We start from the raw sequence: 17,060 nt of genomic DNA, 5'->3' as shown, positions 1-17,060 counted from the left end.
ATATGGCAAATCAGGAAATAGCAAGAAGACGAACATTCGCGATTATCGCGCATCCGGATGCCGGTAAAACCTCGTTGACGGAAAAGCTGTTGCTTTTCGGTGGGCAGATTCAGGTGGCCGGAGCCGTAAAATCAAACAAAATCAAGAAAACGGCCACGTCCGACTGGATGGACATCGAGAAGCAGCGTGGTATTTCGGTGACTACCTCCGTGATGGAGTTTGACTACCATGACTATAAGATTAATATCCTCGATACGCCGGGTCACCAGGATTTTGCCGAAGATACATACCGTACGCTGACGGCGGTGGACAGTGTCATCATCGTGGTGGATGGAGCGAAGGGTGTGGAATCGCAGACCCGTAAGCTGATGGAGGTTTGCCGTATGCGCAACACGCCGGTGATTATCTTCGTGAACAAGATGGACCGTGAGGCCAAGGACCCGTTTGATTTGCTGGATGAACTGGAAGAAGAGCTGGTTATCAACGTGCGCCCGCTGACGTGGCCGATTGAGAGCGGTCCGCGTTTCAAGGGAGTATACAACATCTACGAACAGAAGCTGAATCTTTTCCAGCCGTCCAAGCAGGTGGTGACGGAGAAGGTGGAAGTGGATATCCATACGGAAGACCTGGACAATCATATCGGTAAGCCGCTGGCAGACAAGCTGCGCAGCGAACTGGAACTGATTGAGGGGGTTTATCCGGAATTCAATGTGGACGATTACCTGAAAGGGGAACTGGCTCCAGTGTTCTTCGGTTCGGCCTTGAACAACTTCGGTGTGCAGGAATTGCTCGACTGCTTTGTGGAGATTGCGCCGAGTCCGCGTCCGGTACAGGCTGAGGAACGTATCGTGATGCCGGAAGAGCCTAAGTTCACAGGTTTCGTATTCAAGATTACGGCCAACATCGACCCGAACCATCGTTCGTGTGTAGCTTTCTGCAAGGTATGTTCCGGCAAGTTTACCCGTAACACGCCGTATCTGCACGTGCGTCACAACAAGACCATGCGTTTTTCTTCACCCACGCAGTTCATGGCCCAGCGCAAGACTACGGTGGATGAGGCCTGGGCAGGTGATATCATCGGTCTGCCGGACAATGGTACATTCAAGATTGGCGATACGCTGACTGAGGGCGAAATCCTGCATTTCAAGGGATTGCCCAGCTTCTCTCCGGAAATGTTCAAGTACATTGAGAATGCCGACCCGATGAAGACCAAGCAGTTGAACAAGGGTATCGACCAGCTGATGGACGAAGGTGTGGCACAGCTGTTTGTCAACCAATTTAATGGCCGGAAGATTATCGGTACGGTAGGCCAGTTGCAGTTTGAAGTGATTCAGTACCGTCTGGAGAATGAATACAATGCCAAATGCCGTTGGGAACCGTTGAGCCTCTACAAGGCGTGCTGGATTGAAAGTGACGATCCGGCAGAACTGGAAGCCTTCAAGAAGCGTAAGTACCAGTATATGGCCAAAGACCGCGACGGACGCGATGTGTTCCTGGCCGACAGCGGTTATGTGCTTCAGATGGCACAGATGGACTTCAAGCACATCAAGTTCCATTTCACCAGCGAGTTCTAAAGAAGATAAGATATAAACATATAAAAAGGCAGGAAAGTGAATTATCGCTTTCCTGCCTTTTTTATATCCTTAAATTGGGATATTTACTGAATGTTCTATTTTTAGTTTTGGCGTGTCGGTCAAAATCTGCTTGTGTTTTCCATAAATCGTTTGAATATTTTGTATTTTTTATCCTCTCTATTAATTACTATTAATATTAGTAGTTCTACTAAAACTTTTAGTTGTTTGTCCGATAATTTTCATATCTTCGTATAGTATTAATCTTAAATGAGCTGTTTATGAAGAAGCTGACACCAAAAGAAGAAGAAATAATGAATATCTTATGGACCCATGGTCCTTTGTTTATCCGTGAAATGTTGGCATTCTATTCGGAGCCGAAACCACATTACAATACAGTAGCTACTCTGGTGAAGCTGTTGGTAGAAAAAGGCTTTGTCAGTTATCGTGCGTTTGGAAACACCTACCGTTATGAAGCAAAAATAACAGAAAATGAATACAAGGGTTCGGCTATCGGAGAGATTGTTTCTCAATATTTTGATAATTCTTATACCAAGGTTGTTTCTCAGTTTATTGAAGATGAGAAAATGAACTTGGAGGAACTGAAGCAGTTGATAGCTCAGATAGAGGAGGGGAAGAATAATCGTAAATCTTGAACCTATGGTAGTCCTTTTAATCTATTTACTGAAAAGCTCTTTCTGCCTGACATTGTTCTATGGATTCTATAAGCTACTTTGTGCTTCGACCACTCGCTTTTCCTTGAACCGGTGGGTGTTGGTGGGCGGAATGTTGACCTGTCTGTTATTGCCTTTCGTTTCTCTGGAATTAGAGCATGAACCTTTAGTGCAGTCTCCTTTTAGTCTTATGGAGGAATGGAAACAGCCTGTTGATGTAATATCTGCTTCTGCTACAGGTATGGTGGAGATTACTCAGAAGGAAGCCAATTATTGGGATTGGCTTGTGTTATTGATGGTGGCTTATCTGTCGGGATGTGCCTTCATTCTTTTGCAATGGGTTGTAGGCTATATCCGTCTGTTCCGTTGGATAAACGGGCAGGAATATAAAGAATGTAATGGATTACGATGGGTGTTGTATGATATTCCTGTCCGTCCTTTTAGTTGGGGAACGTATATCGTCATGAACAGTCAGGAGTATGAAGAATATTCTCCGGTCCGTTTGCATGAGGAGATGCATTGCCGGTATGGACATTGTTATGACAATCTGCTGATACAGTTTATCTTAATCTTTCATTGGTGGAATCCGTTGGTGTGGAAACTGAGGTATGAACTTAATGGTGTTCATGAGTATCAGGCCGATGAAGGTGTATTGAATCAAGGCATCGATGTAAAAACATATCAATTATTATTGGTGAGGAAAGCAGTGGGCTCAAGGCTCTACTCTATGGCTTGCGGTTTTACTCACAGTTCACTTAAAAAACGTATATCTATGATGTCGAAAAAAAGAAACAGTAAGTGGGTCCGGCTGCGTGTCTTGTTAGCCGTACCTTTGGCTGCAGGGGTCGTGTATGCCTTTGCGAGGCCGGAAGTGAAAGAAACGGTAGCGGATTATGGTGCAGCTCTTCAAACAAAGCATCAAGGAAAAGAAAAATCCGGATTAATGGTGAGGGACACAGTACAGCAGCGGAATGCAGACAATCTGATGCTGGATCATATTTCGTCGGAAAAGGCGTATGTGCTGGAATTGTATTGTAACCAGCGGAATCAGTTTCTTTTCGGGCCTGAAAATCATATTTCAAAGAAGAAGTTTGTTGATTATGGAACCATGATGGACGAGGCCAAGAAGCAATTGAAAGACTCTTTCGTCAAATTGTATTCTGAGCAGAAAGAGGAAATGTCTCCTATCGTTGTCCGTATTGTAGCAGACCGCAATACAAAGATGGGGGCGATAACTATTGCCAAACAGAAACTGGTAAAAGCGTATGATGAGGTCAGACGGGAGCTTACGAAAACTTATCCTCAGGAATTGGTGAATGAATGTTTGATTTCCCGTTTCTATTATGCTTCTCCGAAAGCATATGCGGATGTACCGGCGGGTGTGGCCGATAAGAATGTTCCGTTGCCGGGATATGAAGTCCGATTTTTGAAAGATAATGTGATAGTAGGTGAGTTGGAGGATTTTTCTCTGGATGAACTTTCTTCGAAAATCAAGCAGTTATGTGAGGGAAATAAGGCTGAAAACCTTTCCGTTTCGCTAAAGATACCTTCAGATGCTTCTGAAGGGGTGGTATATGATATCAAGCAGGCATTACGTGACGGATATATGCTTAAACTGAATCTTATGAGTGGTTTTTAGAATTGATTCGTGTAATAGTCTGTATTTGAAAACTTAGTTTTAAAATTTATGAAACCTTTTTCCTTTTATTTAAGTCTTATATTCGTTGTATCGGTGTTTGCTTCTTGTCAGAAGGATGGTAAAAGCATTGTTACTCCGGTATCCAGTGGTAGGCCTTATGAGGTACTGGTAGTTGCGGATGACAGATGTTGGAACAGTCCGGATAGTGCGCTTTTCCATGTACTTGATACCGATGTACCGGGATTGCCCCAACCGGAACGTTCTTTCCGGATTTCGAGAGTTCGTCCGGAGTATTTTGACCGTAGTACTCGTCTGTTCCGCAACATTATTATTGCGGATATTCAGGACATCTATACGCAAACCAAATTCAAGTATATCCGTGATGCATATTCTTCTCCACAGATGATTATGACTATCCAGTCGCCGAATCAGGAAGAGTTTGCCGAATATGTATCCAAGAATGGACAGGTGATTATTGATTTCTTTACCCGGGCAGAAATGAACCGAGAAGTAAAACTATTGGAGAAGAAGCATAATGATGTCTTGTCTGCCAAGGTACAAAGTTTGTTTGATTGTGATATCTGGATGCCGGTAGAACTGGCTTCGTACAGGGTTGGCCAACAGTTCTTGTGGGCTTCCAGCAACCTGAATGATTTGAACTTTGTTATCTACACTTATCCGTATACCAGCAAGGGAACTTTTACAAAGGCATATTTCATAGAAAAACGAGATTCTGTGATGAAAGCCAACATTCCGGGAGCAAAAGAAGGTATGTATATGGTGACTGCCGATTCTATTTTTGTAGAAGCTCGTAATATTGCAGTGCAGGGTGATTATGCATATGAAGCACGCGGTTTGTGGGAGATAGAGAACGATGCTATGGGAGGCCCTTTCGTTTCACATGTTCGTGTTGACCGTACGAACGGTCGGATTGTCGTAGTAGAAGGTTTTGTTTATAATCCGGGCAAACTGAAACGTGACCAGATTCGTAAACTGAATGCTGCCCTTTATACCTTGAAACTTCCTCAGGAGAAAAAGACGGGAGAACTTCCTATAGACAATCAGATTTCGGAAGAAAAGGTAATGAAAGACAACTTATGAAATATAGTACATTTATTATATCGTTGATTGGCATTCTATTGTCCCGTTGTAAAAGCATAAATTGAATTCGAAGCCGGCATTTCCCCTTTTGGGGCTGCCAAACCTTATTTGCGGGAGAATATCTAGAGATACAAAAAGCCAACTAACTCACAATGCTTTGTGCGTGAATTAGTTGGCTGATTTTATAACATTTAATGAGTATTTTTTATATCCTTAAATTCGTTTCCTTTGCCAGCTTCCTTTTTTCAGGTAAATATAACTCAACAGGCCGATGGCTCCGGCATATACATGTTCGGAGAACCAGCATACGGCTACGTCCATTTTCAGGAGCAGAATGATGAGGACGATGAAAATCAGGTAGCAGGTCAGGGCAATCATCTCCAGCAGAAAAGCAGCCCGGGTATCGCCTGTACCCGATACAGATTGGAAGAAAATAAATCCGGCACACTGGAAGAGGTAGCTGGAGCAGAGCACCCAAAGCGTAGGGACGGCGGCATCTACCAAGTCGGGCATGTCGGTGTAGATACGGAGCACATACGTAGGCAGACAGGCTATCAGCAGGATGACAGGCCAGACAATGCAGGTGCAGAGCCGTACGTGCTGCCGGATGGTCGGCATGACATAGCGTGCTTCTCCAGCTCCGAGCAGGTTGCTGACCAGAGCGCTACAGGTGGAGGCAAAAGCCGTAATGGTCATGAACGGCACGCTCGACACGTTGCGTACGATGTTGGTGATGGCCAGTGAACGTTCGCCCAGGTGCTCGATGAAGATGAAGAACAGAAACCAAGTGCTGATGGATACTGCGTTCTGTATCATGGTCCATAGTGATACGCCCATGATGCGTTTCAGTTCTTCCCATCGGAACGTCACCTGTTGGTTCAGTCCGTATTTGGTACAGTCAACCCGCCGAACGGTGTAGACGATGAAAAAGAGCATGGATACCAGTTCTGCCAGTGAAGAACCGATGGCCGCCCCGGCAATGCCCAACGCCGGAAATCCCAGTTTCCCGAATACGAGGATATAATTGAAGAGCACGTTCGATGTGACCATGACGATGGAGTTGAGCGTGAGCGTCTTGGTTTGGGTGGTACCTACAAAGAAAGCTCGGAACATGATGGCCACGAACGAGAAGAAAAAGCCGAACACCCGCCAGTTGATGTAGCTCACGGCTGCCTCACAGACACGGGGAGACGCTACTACGTGCGACAATATCCAGGGAGAAAACAGTTGGGACAGGGTAAACATGACTAGTGCCATGGCCAGCAGGAAATAAATTCCCTGATAGAAAATGGAACCGATTTTCCAGAAATTACCTTCTCCGTTGCGGCGGGCAATCAGAATCTGCGAGCCGATGCTGAAACCGAATCCCAGCATGAAGATGGCAAGGTAATATACGCCCGCAATGGCCGAAGCACCCAATTCCACTTCGCCCACCCGTCCCATGAAGGCCGTATCGGTCATGCCGATAAGCTGTTCCATGAGCAAACTAATCAGGATGGGGTAGGTCACCTTCCATATTTCGCGGTTGGTATATTTCGTATGCATAAAAAACGGGTATCAGATGATGGGGAAATGTAGTGCAAAGATACGATAATTCTGCATAAAAAAAGACCATCCTTTTGCAAGGACAGTCTTTTGTTTGTCTTTTTCTGAAAGAAGAATTATGCTTCAGCAGGAGCTTCAGTAGCAGCTTCTTCAGCAGGAGCAGCAGCTTCTTCTTCTGCCTTGGCAGCAGCCTCAGCTTCAGCTTTTGCAGCAGCTTCAGCAGCTTTCTTTTCAGCTACCTTCTTCGCGATTTCTTCGTTTACTTTCTTTTCAGCTTCCAGACGTGCTTTAGCTTCAGCTTTCTTAGCTTCTTCTTCTTTAGCTTTCAAAGCAGCCAGACCTGACTGTTTGTTTTCTTTCCAAGCGTTGAATTTAGCTTCAGCCTGTGCTTCATCGAATGCGCCTTTAGCTACACCGCCCAGCAGGTGTTTCTTCATGTACACACCTTCACGAGACAAGATGTTGCGTACTGTGTCAGTAGGCTGTGCACCTACCATTACCCAGTGTAATGCACGTTCAAAATTCAAATCTACTGTGGCAGGATTGGTGTTCGGATTGTAAGTACCAATTTTTTCAGTAAATCTACCATCACGTGGTGCTCTTGCGTCTGCAATAACAATTGAATAGAACGCATATCCTTTGCGTCCGTTTCTTTGCAATCTGATTTTAGTTGCCATTTTTTTTATTAGTTTTTTAATGTAAATGATTTGAATTATGCTAATAACCCGTATTAGCGGGTGCAAAGGTACAACTTTTCTTTTGTTCTACAAATAGTTGCGCCAATTATTTATTGATTTCGCGCAGCCATTTTTCCAATTCGCCTGTCCATTGGCGTTTGTAAGGGAAACTGTCGTTATATCCCCAGCCATGTCCTCCCACCGGATAAATGTGCAGGCTGGCAGGGACTTTGTTGTTGACGAGGGCGGTGTAGTAGTTTATGCTGTTGGCCACGGGGACCACCGTGTCATCGCTGCTGTGCAGGATGAAAGCCGGTGGGGTCTGTGGGCTGACCTGTTGTTCGTTGGAATATTTTTGTTCCAGTTCCTTCGAAGGATTCTTGCCTAACAAATCATCATGGGAGCCTATATGTGTGTAACTCGGATCCATGGTGATGACCGGATAGAACAGAATCTGGAAATCCGGGCGGGTTTCTGCATCCGTGAAATGAGTGGCTACCGTACTGGCCAGATGCCCTCCTGCCGACGACCCCATGATACCCAGTTTTTTCACATTCCATTCTGTGGCGTGCTGCCGCATGATGCGGAGGGCTTGCTGGGCATCGCTCAGCGGCACTTCGTGATGTCCGTTGGGCATGCGATAGCGTAGCACGGCATAAGTGATGCCTTGGCTGTTGAACCAAGCCGCCATATCGTGGCCTTCGTGTCCCATGGCCAAAGTCCAGTATCCTCCTCCGGGACAGGCCACGATGGCCATCCCGTTACTTTTTTCAGCCGGATAGACGGTCAGCACGGGAGCATCCACGTAGAGCGGTCCGTCTTTGATTTGTTGGGTCATTTCGTTGGTGTTAGGGGCACCGTCGGGCCATATCTTGATTTCAATGCCTTTTTGGGCAAAGAGGTGGCTGGATATCAGCAGCCACCCCATGAGCAGTAGTTTTTTCATGTGTCGTATGAGTCAGAGGTTATTTTTTTAGTTTCATGCTGGCCTTGACCAGATAGGCTATCAGCAGCAGATAGACAATCAGTGATACCAGCTCACTCATCGGATTGTTCAGCCATTCCTCGTGGATGAGGTTGATGTTGCAATAGCGCATGATGGCGCTTACCACTCCCATCAGGGCACCTCCGGCGATGAATCCGGAAGCCAGCAGCGTACCTTTCTCGCCGCGTGCCGTGTTGATGGCTTCGTCCTTGCTGCGGGAGGTCACGTACCAATTGATGGCACCACCCACCAGCAACGGGAGGTTCAGTTCCAAGGGGATGAACATACCCAGCGCGAAAGCCAGGGCAGGCACCTTGCAGAAGGTCAGTACGAGTGCCAGTACCGCACCGATGCCATAGAGCAACCATGGAGCACCTACTCCGTTCATCAGCGGGTCGATGACAGCTGCCATGGCGTTGGCTTGTGGGGCAGCCAGTTGTCCGCTGGTGAATCCATACGAATCGTTCAGTACCATGATGACGCCACCTACGGTAGCTGCCGAAACCAGTGTGCCGAGGAACTTCCAGCTTTCCTGCTTCTTGGGTGTGCTACCCAGCCAGTAACCGATTTTCAGGTCGGTGATGAAACCGCCGGCCATGGACAATGCGGTGCAAACCACGCCACCCATTACCAGGGAGGCCACCATACCCGTGGCACCTTTCAGGCCTACGGCCACCATGATGACGGAAGCCAGAATCAAGGTCATCAGGGTCATACCCGATACCGGGTTTGTACCGACGATGGCGATGGCATTGGCCGCCACGGTGGTGAAGAGGAAGGAGATTCCCGCTACCAGCAGGATGGCTACTACGGTATGCAGGATGTTACCTTGCATCACGTCGAAATAGAAGAAGAGTACCACGAGCAGCAGGGTGAACAAAGAACCGAAGGCGATGATTTTCATGGACAGGTCTTTCTGTGTGCGTTCCACGCTTTCTTCGGTCTTCTTTCCTTTCATCTCATTGGCAGCCAGACTGACCGCACTCTTGATGATGCCCCATGAACGTACGATACCGATGATACCTGCCATAGCGATACCTCCGATACCGATGCTCTTGGCATATTCCTTGAAAATGAGTTCGGGCGACATGTCTTTCACGGCCATGGTGATGTCCGGATTCCAGGCATTTAGCACCTGGTCGCCCCAGAACAGGGAGATACCCGGTACGATGACCCACCATACCACCAGAGAGCCGGCACAGATGATGGCCGCATATTTCAGGCCGACGATGTAACCGAGTCCCAGCACGGCAGCGCCCGTATTGATTTTGAAAACCAGTTTGAACTTGTCGGCAATGGTCTCGCCCCATCCACAGATACGGCTTGTGAAGTTCTCGTTCCACCAGCCGAACGTACCCACAATGAAGTCGTACAGACCACCCACCAATCCGGCCATGAGCAGCGGTTTGGCCTGGTCGCCTCCCTTTTCACCCGACACGAGCACCTGGGTGCTGGCCGTAGCTTCCGGGAAAGGATATTCGCCGTGCTTGTCTTTTACGAAATATTTACGGAAGGGAATCAGGAACAGGATGCCCAACACGCCTCCCAACAGGGAGCTGATGAACATCTGCATGAAGTTGACCGTCATTTCCGGGTATTTTTCCTGCAGGATATAGAGGGCCGGCAGGGTAAAGATGGCACCTGCCACGATGACGCCCGAGCAGGCACCGATGGATTGAATCATGACATTTTCACCCAGTGCGCCTTTTCGTTTGGTCGCACTGGAAATGCCCACGGCAATGATGGCGATAGGGATAGCTGCTTCGAACACCTGTCCCACTTTCAGGCCCAGGTAAGCGGCGGCAGCCGAGAAGATGACGGCCATGACAAGTCCCCATGTCACGGACCACAGGTTTACTTCAGGATACGTTTTTCCGGGAGACATGAGTGGTTCGTATTTTTCTCCCGGTTTGAGCGGACGGAACGCGTTGTCGGGCAATCCCGTCGGTTTTTCTTGTGTCTCTTTCATGAATAATATTGCATTATGATTTGATTAATATTCTTTCGGGTGTCCAAAAGTAGTAAAAATCATTCATATTCATGCAAAAGGCACCTTATTTTTGCGCTGTAGGAAAACGCAAGTGCGTTTGAAGTAAAACGTCCTTGCGTTTTAATCAAAACTCTTTGGCGTTTCAAACCAAACGCAAGGACGTTTCCGGCCCCCTTTCTGAGGCATAAAAAAACAGGAGAAACACCCCGTGGATGTCTCTCCTGAATGAGTATGAAAAACGGTTGTTTTTTAGTTGTTTGCATCGGCTGATGCCGGTGTCATGTCTCCCTCTACTACCAAGCGGGTGATTTCGTTCTTGGAGTTGGTGCGCAGGGTGATGGTCTTGCGGAAATGTCCGGGGAATTTGCCGGCTCCGTTGTAAGTCACTGTCACTTCACCGCTTTCACCCGGTTTGATGGGTTCTTTCGGATACTGAGGTACGGTACATCCGCACGAAGCGATGGCCTGATGAATCACCAGCGGTCCGTCGCCCGTATTGGTGAACTTGAACTTGCAAGTCACTTTCGGACTGTTTTCCGAGAAAGAGCCAAAGTTGTATGTAGTCTTTTCAAACGTAATCTGTGCTGTTCCCTGTGCAATGACGAACAGGATGTTCATTACGCACAACAAGGTAGTAAATAAAATCTTCTTCATTTTCTTTTGTTTTTAATCCTTACTCTTGACAACTTCGCAAAGATAGTGTTTTTATGCTAAAGGGGTATGTTTGTGCAGTTTTATTAACATACTTGAAGTGTTGTTATCTGTTTACCTGTTTTACCCCTTTCACGGTTTTTATCTTCTTGATCAGCGATTCCAGCTTGGCGTTGTCGTCCACCGTCACGGTCAGCATGCCCGAGAACAGTCCGTCGTGAGAGTCAATGCTGATAGACCGTAGCAGGATGTTGTTTTCCTTATTGATGATGGACGTGATGTTGGTCACGATACCAATATCGTCATGTCCGATGATACGGAGGGTGATGGGATACTGCTTTCCCTGGCTCTTCCCGGCCCAGCGTGCCTTGACGATACGGTAGGGGAAGCGGGAGCGCATTTCCTTGGCATTCGGACAGTCGCAACGGTGAATCTTGATACCTCCGTTGATGCTTACAAAGCCGAACACTTCGTCGCCGTAAATCGGGTTGCAGCATTTGGCCAGAGTGAAATCCAGTCCCTTGAGGTTCTGGTCGATGACCAGTACGTCGTCCTTGTAGTCCTTGGCATCGGTCGGCTGCTGGATGTTGAACGATTCCGCACTGCGGTAGCTGATTTCTTCGCGCTGCTCGGTCTCCTTCTTCTGCATGTCGAGGTACTTGTCGATGATGTCGTTCACATCGATTGACTCGTCGGCAATGCTTTGGTAGAAATCGGTTACGGTCTTGAAGCCCAGTTTCCGGATGAGGCGCATCAGGATGGCTTCATCGTATTCCATTTTCCGGTTCTTGAATTTCCGTTCCAGGGTTTCCTTGGCGAATTCGGTCTGGCGGGCTGCAATTTCTTTCAGTGCCTGACGTATTTTGTTGCGGGCTTTCGCCGTGGTGACGAAGGTCAGCCAGTCGCGTTTCGGCGTCTGAGTGTTCGAGGTCATGATTTCCACCTGGTCACCGCTGTTCAGTTTCTGGCGGAGCTGCACATTCTTTTCGTTCACGCGGGCACCCGTACACCGGCATCCCAGGTTGGAGTGGATGGAAAAGGCAAAGTCGAGTACGGTGGCTCCCTGTGGCAGTTTGTACAAATCGCCTTTGGGAGTGAACACAAACACCTCGTCCTTGTACAAGTCCAGTTTGAACTGGTCCATGGCATCCAAGTCGTTGTCGGAGTTTTCCAGCGTTTCCCGGATGGAGTTCAGCCATTCGTCCAGACCGCTTTCACCCTTGATGCCTTTGTATCGCCAGTGAGCGGCCAAGCCTTTTTCGGCAATCTCATCCATACGTTCCGTACGGATTTGTACTTCCACCCATTTACCTTCCGGTCCCATGACAGTGATGTGCAAAGACTCGTATCCGTTGCTCTTCGGTACGGACAGCCAGTCGCGCAGACGTTTGGGGTTGGGCAGGTACATGTCGGTTACGATGGAGTAGGCCTGCCAGCACTCCTGCTTCTCTTTGTCGAGCGGAGAATCGAGGATGATGCGGATGGCAAACAGGTCGTACACGCCTTCGAAGGGGCATCCCTGCTTTTTCATCTTCTGGTAGATGGAGTGGATGGACTTGGTACGTCCTTTCATGTGGAACTTCAGTCCGGCCTCTTCCAGTTTTTTCTGTATCGGTTCGATGAATGCGTCAATGTAGCGGTCGCGCGCCTGTTTGGTGGCATTCAGTTTATCCTTGATATAATAGTACACGTCGTGCTGCGTGTATTTCAGCGACAAATCCTCCAGTTCCGATTTCAGCTTGTACAGTCCCAGTTTGTGTGCCAGCGGGGCATACAGGTAGGCCGCTTCGTTGGCCACTTCCAGTCGGGCTTCTTCGTTCGGGCTGTCCTTAATCTGCCGCATCAGGTTCACACGGTCGGCTATGATAATCAGGATGACCCGCATGTCTTCGGCAAACGACAGAAGCAGGTTGCGGAAATTTTCCGATTCGATGATGGGACTCTTGGAATACAGTTCGTTGATTTTTACAAGTCCCCGGATAATGCCGGCCACGTCTTCTCCGTATTCCTCCTTGACAGACTCCAGGCTGCACAAGTTGTATTTCACAGACTCATGAAGCATGATGCCCAGAATCGAGGCACGGCGCATACCGATTTCTTCGGCTACGATAACAGCCGTCTGCATGTCTTTGATGATGGGGTTCATTTGGAAGACATTCCGCGGAATGGTTCCTTCCGACATGGCTTTTATGAGGTGGTTCTTCAGCTTGTGGCAGTCATCTTTTTGTAACGTGTCTTTTGATAGTAATAACAGCCTTTTATAAAGCTGAATCAGTTGTTTGTGCTCTTCCGGCGTGAAAAATTCATTGTTCTCCATAATGCCTCGTTTTGTTGTTTGTGGGTAAAGTTACTTTTTTTTCATCGATATGGTGCATTCTTACCGTATTTTTTCTATTTTTGAGCATGATTCTGAATGCAGAAAGAATATTCATTACCTAAATAAAACAATATGTTAACACACGAAGACAAAGAATTGTTGGCCAAGAAAGGCATTTCGGAAGAGAAAATTGCCGAACAGTTGGCTTGTTTTGAGAAAGGTTTTCCGTTCCTGAAATTGTCGGCAGCGGCTTCTGTAGAAAACGGAGGCATCATGAAGGCTGAAGACAAAGATTTCGAACGGTATCTTGCGGCATGGGATGCTTATAAGGATGGGGAGAAGAAAATTGTCAAGTTCGTACCGGCTTCGGGAGCTGCCAGCCGTATGTTCAAGAATATGTTTGAGTTCTTAGGGGCGGACTATGACAAACCGACGACGGATTTCGAGAAGAAGTTCTTCGACCATATCCATGACTTTGCGTTCTACAACGACCTGAATGCGGCTTGCATGGACAATACGGGTAAGAACATCGACGCTTTGCTGTCGGAACAGAACTACAAAGCAATTGTGTCCAATTTGCTGGAAGCTGCAGGGTTGAACTACGGTGCCCTGCCGAAAGGACTGCTCAAGTTCCACCGTTATGCCGACGGTGTACGTACACCGCTGGAAGAACATCTGGTAGAAGGTGCGTTGTATGCAGCCGGAAAGACAGGTGAAGTGAATGTACATTTCACGGTGTCTACCGAACACCGGGCTTTGTTTGAAAAGCTGGTGGCTGCCAAGGTGGGCGAGTATGAAGCCAAATACGGCACGAAATATCACATCAGTTTCTCAGAACAGAAACCGAGCACGGATACGGTGGCAGCCGATATGGAGAACAAACCTTTCCGCGACAAAGACGGCAAACTGTTGTTCCGTCCGGGTGGTCATGGGGCCTTGATTGAGAATCTGAACGACCTGGATGCCGATATCGTATTCATCAAGAACATCGACAACGTGGTGCCCGACCGGCTGAAGGCAGATACCGTGACTTACAAGAAATTGCTGGCCGGTGTATTGGTGACTTTGCAGAAGCAGGCTTTCGAATACCTGGAACTGCTGGATAGCGGTCACTATAGCCACGAACAGCTGGAAACCATCATCCGTTTCGTACAGCAGCAGTTGCGTTGCCGCAGAACGGATTTGAAAGAACTGGAAGATGCGGACCTGGTTATCTATCTGCGTAAGAAACTGAACCGTCCGATGCGTGTGTGCGGTATGGTGAAGAACGTGGGTGAACCGGGCGGTGGTCCGTTCCTGGCCTATAATCCGGATGGAACCATCTCTCTCCAGATTCTGGAAAGCTCACAGATTGACATGAAAGACCCGGAAAAGAAGGCCATGTTCGAGAAGGGTACCCACTTCAATCCGGTGGATTTGGTATGCGCCATCCGCGATTATAAAGGCCGCAAGTTCAACTTGCTGGAACACGTGGATAAGGCTACCGGCTTCATTTCTTACAAGTCAAAGAATGGAAAAGACTTGAAGGCACTCGAATTGCCGGGCTTGTGGAACGGTTCAATGAGCGACTGGAATACCGTGTTCGTAGAAGTTCCTTTGAGCACTTTCAATCCGGTAAAGACTGTGAACGATTTGCTGCGTGAACAGCATCAATAAATTGGGATAGACCGATTGAATCATAAAAAAGTCCGCTTGTCTGCGTAAGACGGGCGGACTTTTTTTGTCTTCTTGTATACTGGTTCTTTATTTTTACTGTGCCTCTTCGTTTTGCTGTGACAGCTTTTCCCGGTATTCTTTAGGAGAGATGCCTAGGTTCCTTTTCACATATTTGCCGAAGAACGACAGCGTGGCGAAATTCAGTTCGTTGGCAATTTCCTTGATACTTTTTTCGGGGCGTCTCAGCAGATATTCCACGTCTTTCATGACATAGCTGGTAATCAGGTCGGAGGCGGTTTCCCCGGAATTCTCCTTGCAGATGGCCGACAGGTATTTGGGGGTGACGAACAGTCGGCTGGCATAGTAGCTCACAGCGCGTTCCTTGGGATAGGACGCAACCAGCAGTTCGATGAAAGCATTGAACAAATTACTGGAGGAATTGAAGTTGGTGGGTGGCAATTGGATGTATTTTTCCATGGCATCCTGAAACTCATAAATGAAGGCTTGCAGGAGGGCATTGATGAGCTCCTTCTGGTGGCGATGGGGAGCTCCGGTCAGTTTGGAATACAATAGGTTGTAGTATTGATAAAAGAGCTGGCTTTCTTCTTCATTGAGCGAAAGAATGGGATGCTGTTCCAGATACAACCGTGAACACCAGTTGCTGGTGGAAGATGACATGACAAAGATACGTTTGGCATATTCAGAGGAAAGACAGAAACCATAGCAAATAAAATCTTTGTCTACGGTTTCGTGTTTGAGTAAAGTCTGCGGATGACATATCAGCAGGTCATTGGGACGTATATCATAAGATTGGTTATTGATGGACAGGGAGGCTGTCCCTTTTTGGCACAGGATGGCTAAAAAGAACCCGGCTCTTATCATTGAGGTTGATTTGTTTCCATTCTGTTCGCTTGTTTGGTTCATTCTGATGATTTCTTCGTCCTTGTAGGCAGCTACTTTCTCCATAATTTCGATGCTGGACATCCTGATAAGTTCGATTTCCTTTTCCATAACTCCTTTAGTTCTGATTCGGATGCAAATGAACAGAATGTTTTCCATTTATCGGTGTTCTATTTTTCTTTAGGAGTATTCTATTTGGTGTATTTCGCAGGAAGACGGAAAAATGGAACACTTCTAAGGTGTTCTATCTATCCTATGTAGTGTGTAATGCCTTTTTCTTTGCGCTCACAAATCGTAGACATACTAAATAGGATAAGATTTATGAAAGAATTGCATTGGATGGCCATAGGCTCATTGGTGGTCTTGATGTCAGGATGCGGAAGCAGAGAGCAGGCTTCGCAGCAGGTGGAACCTGTAAAGGTAAAAGTCATGACCGTAGCGTCATCAGTTCGGAATGAAACCGTCCGTTTTTCGGGTACGGTACAAGAGGAAAACGGGAGCGCGTTGAGTTTTCCGCTGATGGGAAGAGTGAAGTCGGTACAGGTGGATTTAGGAAGCCGGGTGCGGCAGGGACAGTTGCTGGCTACCCTGGACGAAGCGTCCGTAGAAAGTACGTATCAGGCGGCAAAGGCGGCCTTGAAGCAGGCGGAAGATGCCTACCGGCGTATGAAGGAGCTGCATGAAAAAGGAAGTCTGGCCGACATGAAGTGGGTGGAAGTGCAGAGCAAGTTGCAGCAGGCCCAGTCCATGGAGGCAGTGGCCCGGAAGAACCTGACAGACTGTCGGCTGGTGGCTCCGTTTGCCGGGGTGATTGCCGAAAAGAACCTGGAAGTAGGGCAGAATGTGGTGCCCGGGGTACAGGTCATGAAGCTGGTGTCCGACGACCGTCTGAAAGTACGGATTGCCGTGCCAGAAACGGAGATCATGCACGTGACGAAAGGTCAGAAAGCAGTGATAGAGGCTCCGGTGCTGAACGGCAGACAGGCAGAAGGGGTGGTGATGGAGAAAGGTATCCAAGCCAATCCGCTGTCACGGTCGTACGAGGTGAACATCGGTATTCAGACACCGAATACGGGTTTGCTTCCCGGTATGGTGACGGAGGTATGGCTGCAGGATGCCGACAAGAGTCAGACCTGCGTACTTCCTGCCAGCGTGATTCAGCTGGATGAAAGCAACCATTATTTCGTGTGGGTGAAGGGGGCAGACGGCAAAGCCTCCAAGCGCGTGGTGACGTGTGGCAAGTTCACGGCAAGCGGAGTAACGGTGGTGGCCGGATTGAGTGAAGGAGAGGAAGTGATTGTGGAAGGCCAGCAGAAGGTGTGTGAAGGCACGCCGTTGGCTATATAAATAGGTT

The 17,060-nt window shown here is 47.8% G+C and carries 13 protein-coding genes; 6 read left to right on the top strand and 7 right to left on the bottom strand.

The window, feature by feature from the left end:
* Positions 1 to 2: 2 nt before the first annotated feature.
* The 4 genes from BQ7480_RS11885 (at position 3) to BQ7480_RS11870 (ending at position 4,985) form a co-directional block, all read left to right on the top strand.
* Positions 3 to 1,574 carry a peptide chain release factor 3 gene (locus BQ7480_RS11885; RefSeq protein ID WP_022353331.1) on the top strand — a complete coding sequence of 524 codons (1,572 nt, stop codon included), beginning with the start codon at positions 3 to 5 and terminating at the stop codon, positions 1,572 to 1,574.
* Positions 1,575 to 1,852: 278 nt separating this feature from the next.
* Positions 1,853 to 2,227 carry a BlaI/MecI/CopY family transcriptional regulator gene (locus BQ7480_RS11880; RefSeq protein ID WP_072543031.1) on the top strand — a complete coding sequence of 125 codons (375 nt, stop codon included), beginning with the start codon at positions 1,853 to 1,855 and terminating at the stop codon, positions 2,225 to 2,227.
* 4 nt (positions 2,228 to 2,231) lie between these two features.
* On the top strand, positions 2,232 to 3,884 hold the full coding sequence (locus BQ7480_RS11875; RefSeq protein ID WP_072543030.1) for a M56 family metallopeptidase: 1,653 nt from the start codon (positions 2,232 to 2,234) through the stop codon (positions 3,882 to 3,884).
* 48 nt (positions 3,885 to 3,932) lie between these two features.
* A complete protein-coding gene (locus BQ7480_RS11870; protein ID WP_072543029.1) occupies positions 3,933 to 4,985 on the top strand; it encodes a DUF4837 family protein in 1,053 nt (350 codons plus the stop codon).
* A 213-nt stretch (positions 4,986 to 5,198) separates the two neighbouring features.
* Here the strand turns inward: BQ7480_RS11870 and BQ7480_RS11865 are convergent, their stop codons facing one another.
* The 6 genes from BQ7480_RS11865 to BQ7480_RS11840 form a co-directional block, all read right to left on the bottom strand.
* A complete protein-coding gene (locus BQ7480_RS11865; RefSeq protein ID WP_072543028.1) occupies positions 5,199 to 6,530 on the bottom strand; it encodes an MATE family efflux transporter in 1,332 nt (443 codons plus the stop codon).
* A 116-nt stretch (positions 6,531 to 6,646) separates the two neighbouring features.
* Positions 6,647 to 7,207 (bottom strand): 30S ribosomal protein S16, encoded by a 561-nt coding sequence (locus tag BQ7480_RS11860; protein WP_022353329.1) that lies wholly within the window; start codon positions 7,205 to 7,207, stop codon positions 6,647 to 6,649.
* 106 nt (positions 7,208 to 7,313) lie between these two features.
* On the bottom strand, positions 7,314 to 8,153 hold the full coding sequence (locus tag BQ7480_RS11855) for an alpha/beta hydrolase (RefSeq protein WP_072543027.1): 840 nt from the start codon (positions 8,151 to 8,153) through the stop codon (positions 7,314 to 7,316).
* Between the two features lie 19 nt (positions 8,154 to 8,172).
* Positions 8,173 to 10,161 (bottom strand): OPT family oligopeptide transporter, encoded by a 1,989-nt coding sequence (locus BQ7480_RS11850; protein ID WP_072543026.1) that lies wholly within the window; start codon positions 10,159 to 10,161, stop codon positions 8,173 to 8,175.
* 270 nt (positions 10,162 to 10,431) lie between these two features.
* A complete protein-coding gene (locus BQ7480_RS11845; protein WP_072543025.1) occupies positions 10,432 to 10,836 on the bottom strand; it encodes a DUF1573 domain-containing protein in 405 nt (134 codons plus the stop codon).
* A 103-nt stretch (positions 10,837 to 10,939) separates the two neighbouring features.
* Complete coding sequence (locus tag BQ7480_RS11840; protein WP_072543024.1) at positions 10,940 to 13,150, bottom strand: RelA/SpoT family protein; 2,211 nt, start codon at positions 13,148 to 13,150, stop codon at positions 10,940 to 10,942.
* 132 nt (positions 13,151 to 13,282) lie between these two features.
* On the opposite strand from BQ7480_RS11840, the gene BQ7480_RS11835 reads away from it, so the two are divergent.
* Positions 13,283 to 14,806, top strand: a complete 1,524-nt coding sequence (locus tag BQ7480_RS11835) for a DUF4301 family protein (RefSeq protein ID WP_072543023.1) — start codon at positions 13,283 to 13,285, stop codon at positions 14,804 to 14,806.
* A gap of 93 nt (positions 14,807 to 14,899) precedes the next feature.
* Here the strand turns inward: BQ7480_RS11835 and BQ7480_RS11830 are convergent, their stop codons facing one another.
* Positions 14,900 to 15,817: an AraC family transcriptional regulator gene (locus BQ7480_RS11830; protein ID WP_072543022.1), complete on the bottom strand. Its 918-nt coding sequence runs from the start codon at positions 15,815 to 15,817 to the stop codon at positions 14,900 to 14,902.
* A 210-nt stretch (positions 15,818 to 16,027) separates the two neighbouring features.
* Between BQ7480_RS11830 and BQ7480_RS11825 the strand changes: the two genes are divergently transcribed.
* Complete coding sequence (locus BQ7480_RS11825; RefSeq protein WP_235816680.1) at positions 16,028 to 17,053, top strand: efflux RND transporter periplasmic adaptor subunit; 1,026 nt, start codon at positions 16,028 to 16,030, stop codon at positions 17,051 to 17,053.
* Positions 17,054 to 17,060: the final 7 nt, after the last annotated feature.

It is taken from the genome of Bacteroides mediterraneensis, assembly GCF_900128455.1.
Classification (GTDB): domain Bacteria; phylum Bacteroidota; class Bacteroidia; order Bacteroidales; family Bacteroidaceae; genus Phocaeicola; species Phocaeicola mediterraneensis.
Note: the sequence above shows the minus strand (reverse complement) of the source record. Positions and strands in the feature narration are given on the sequence as shown.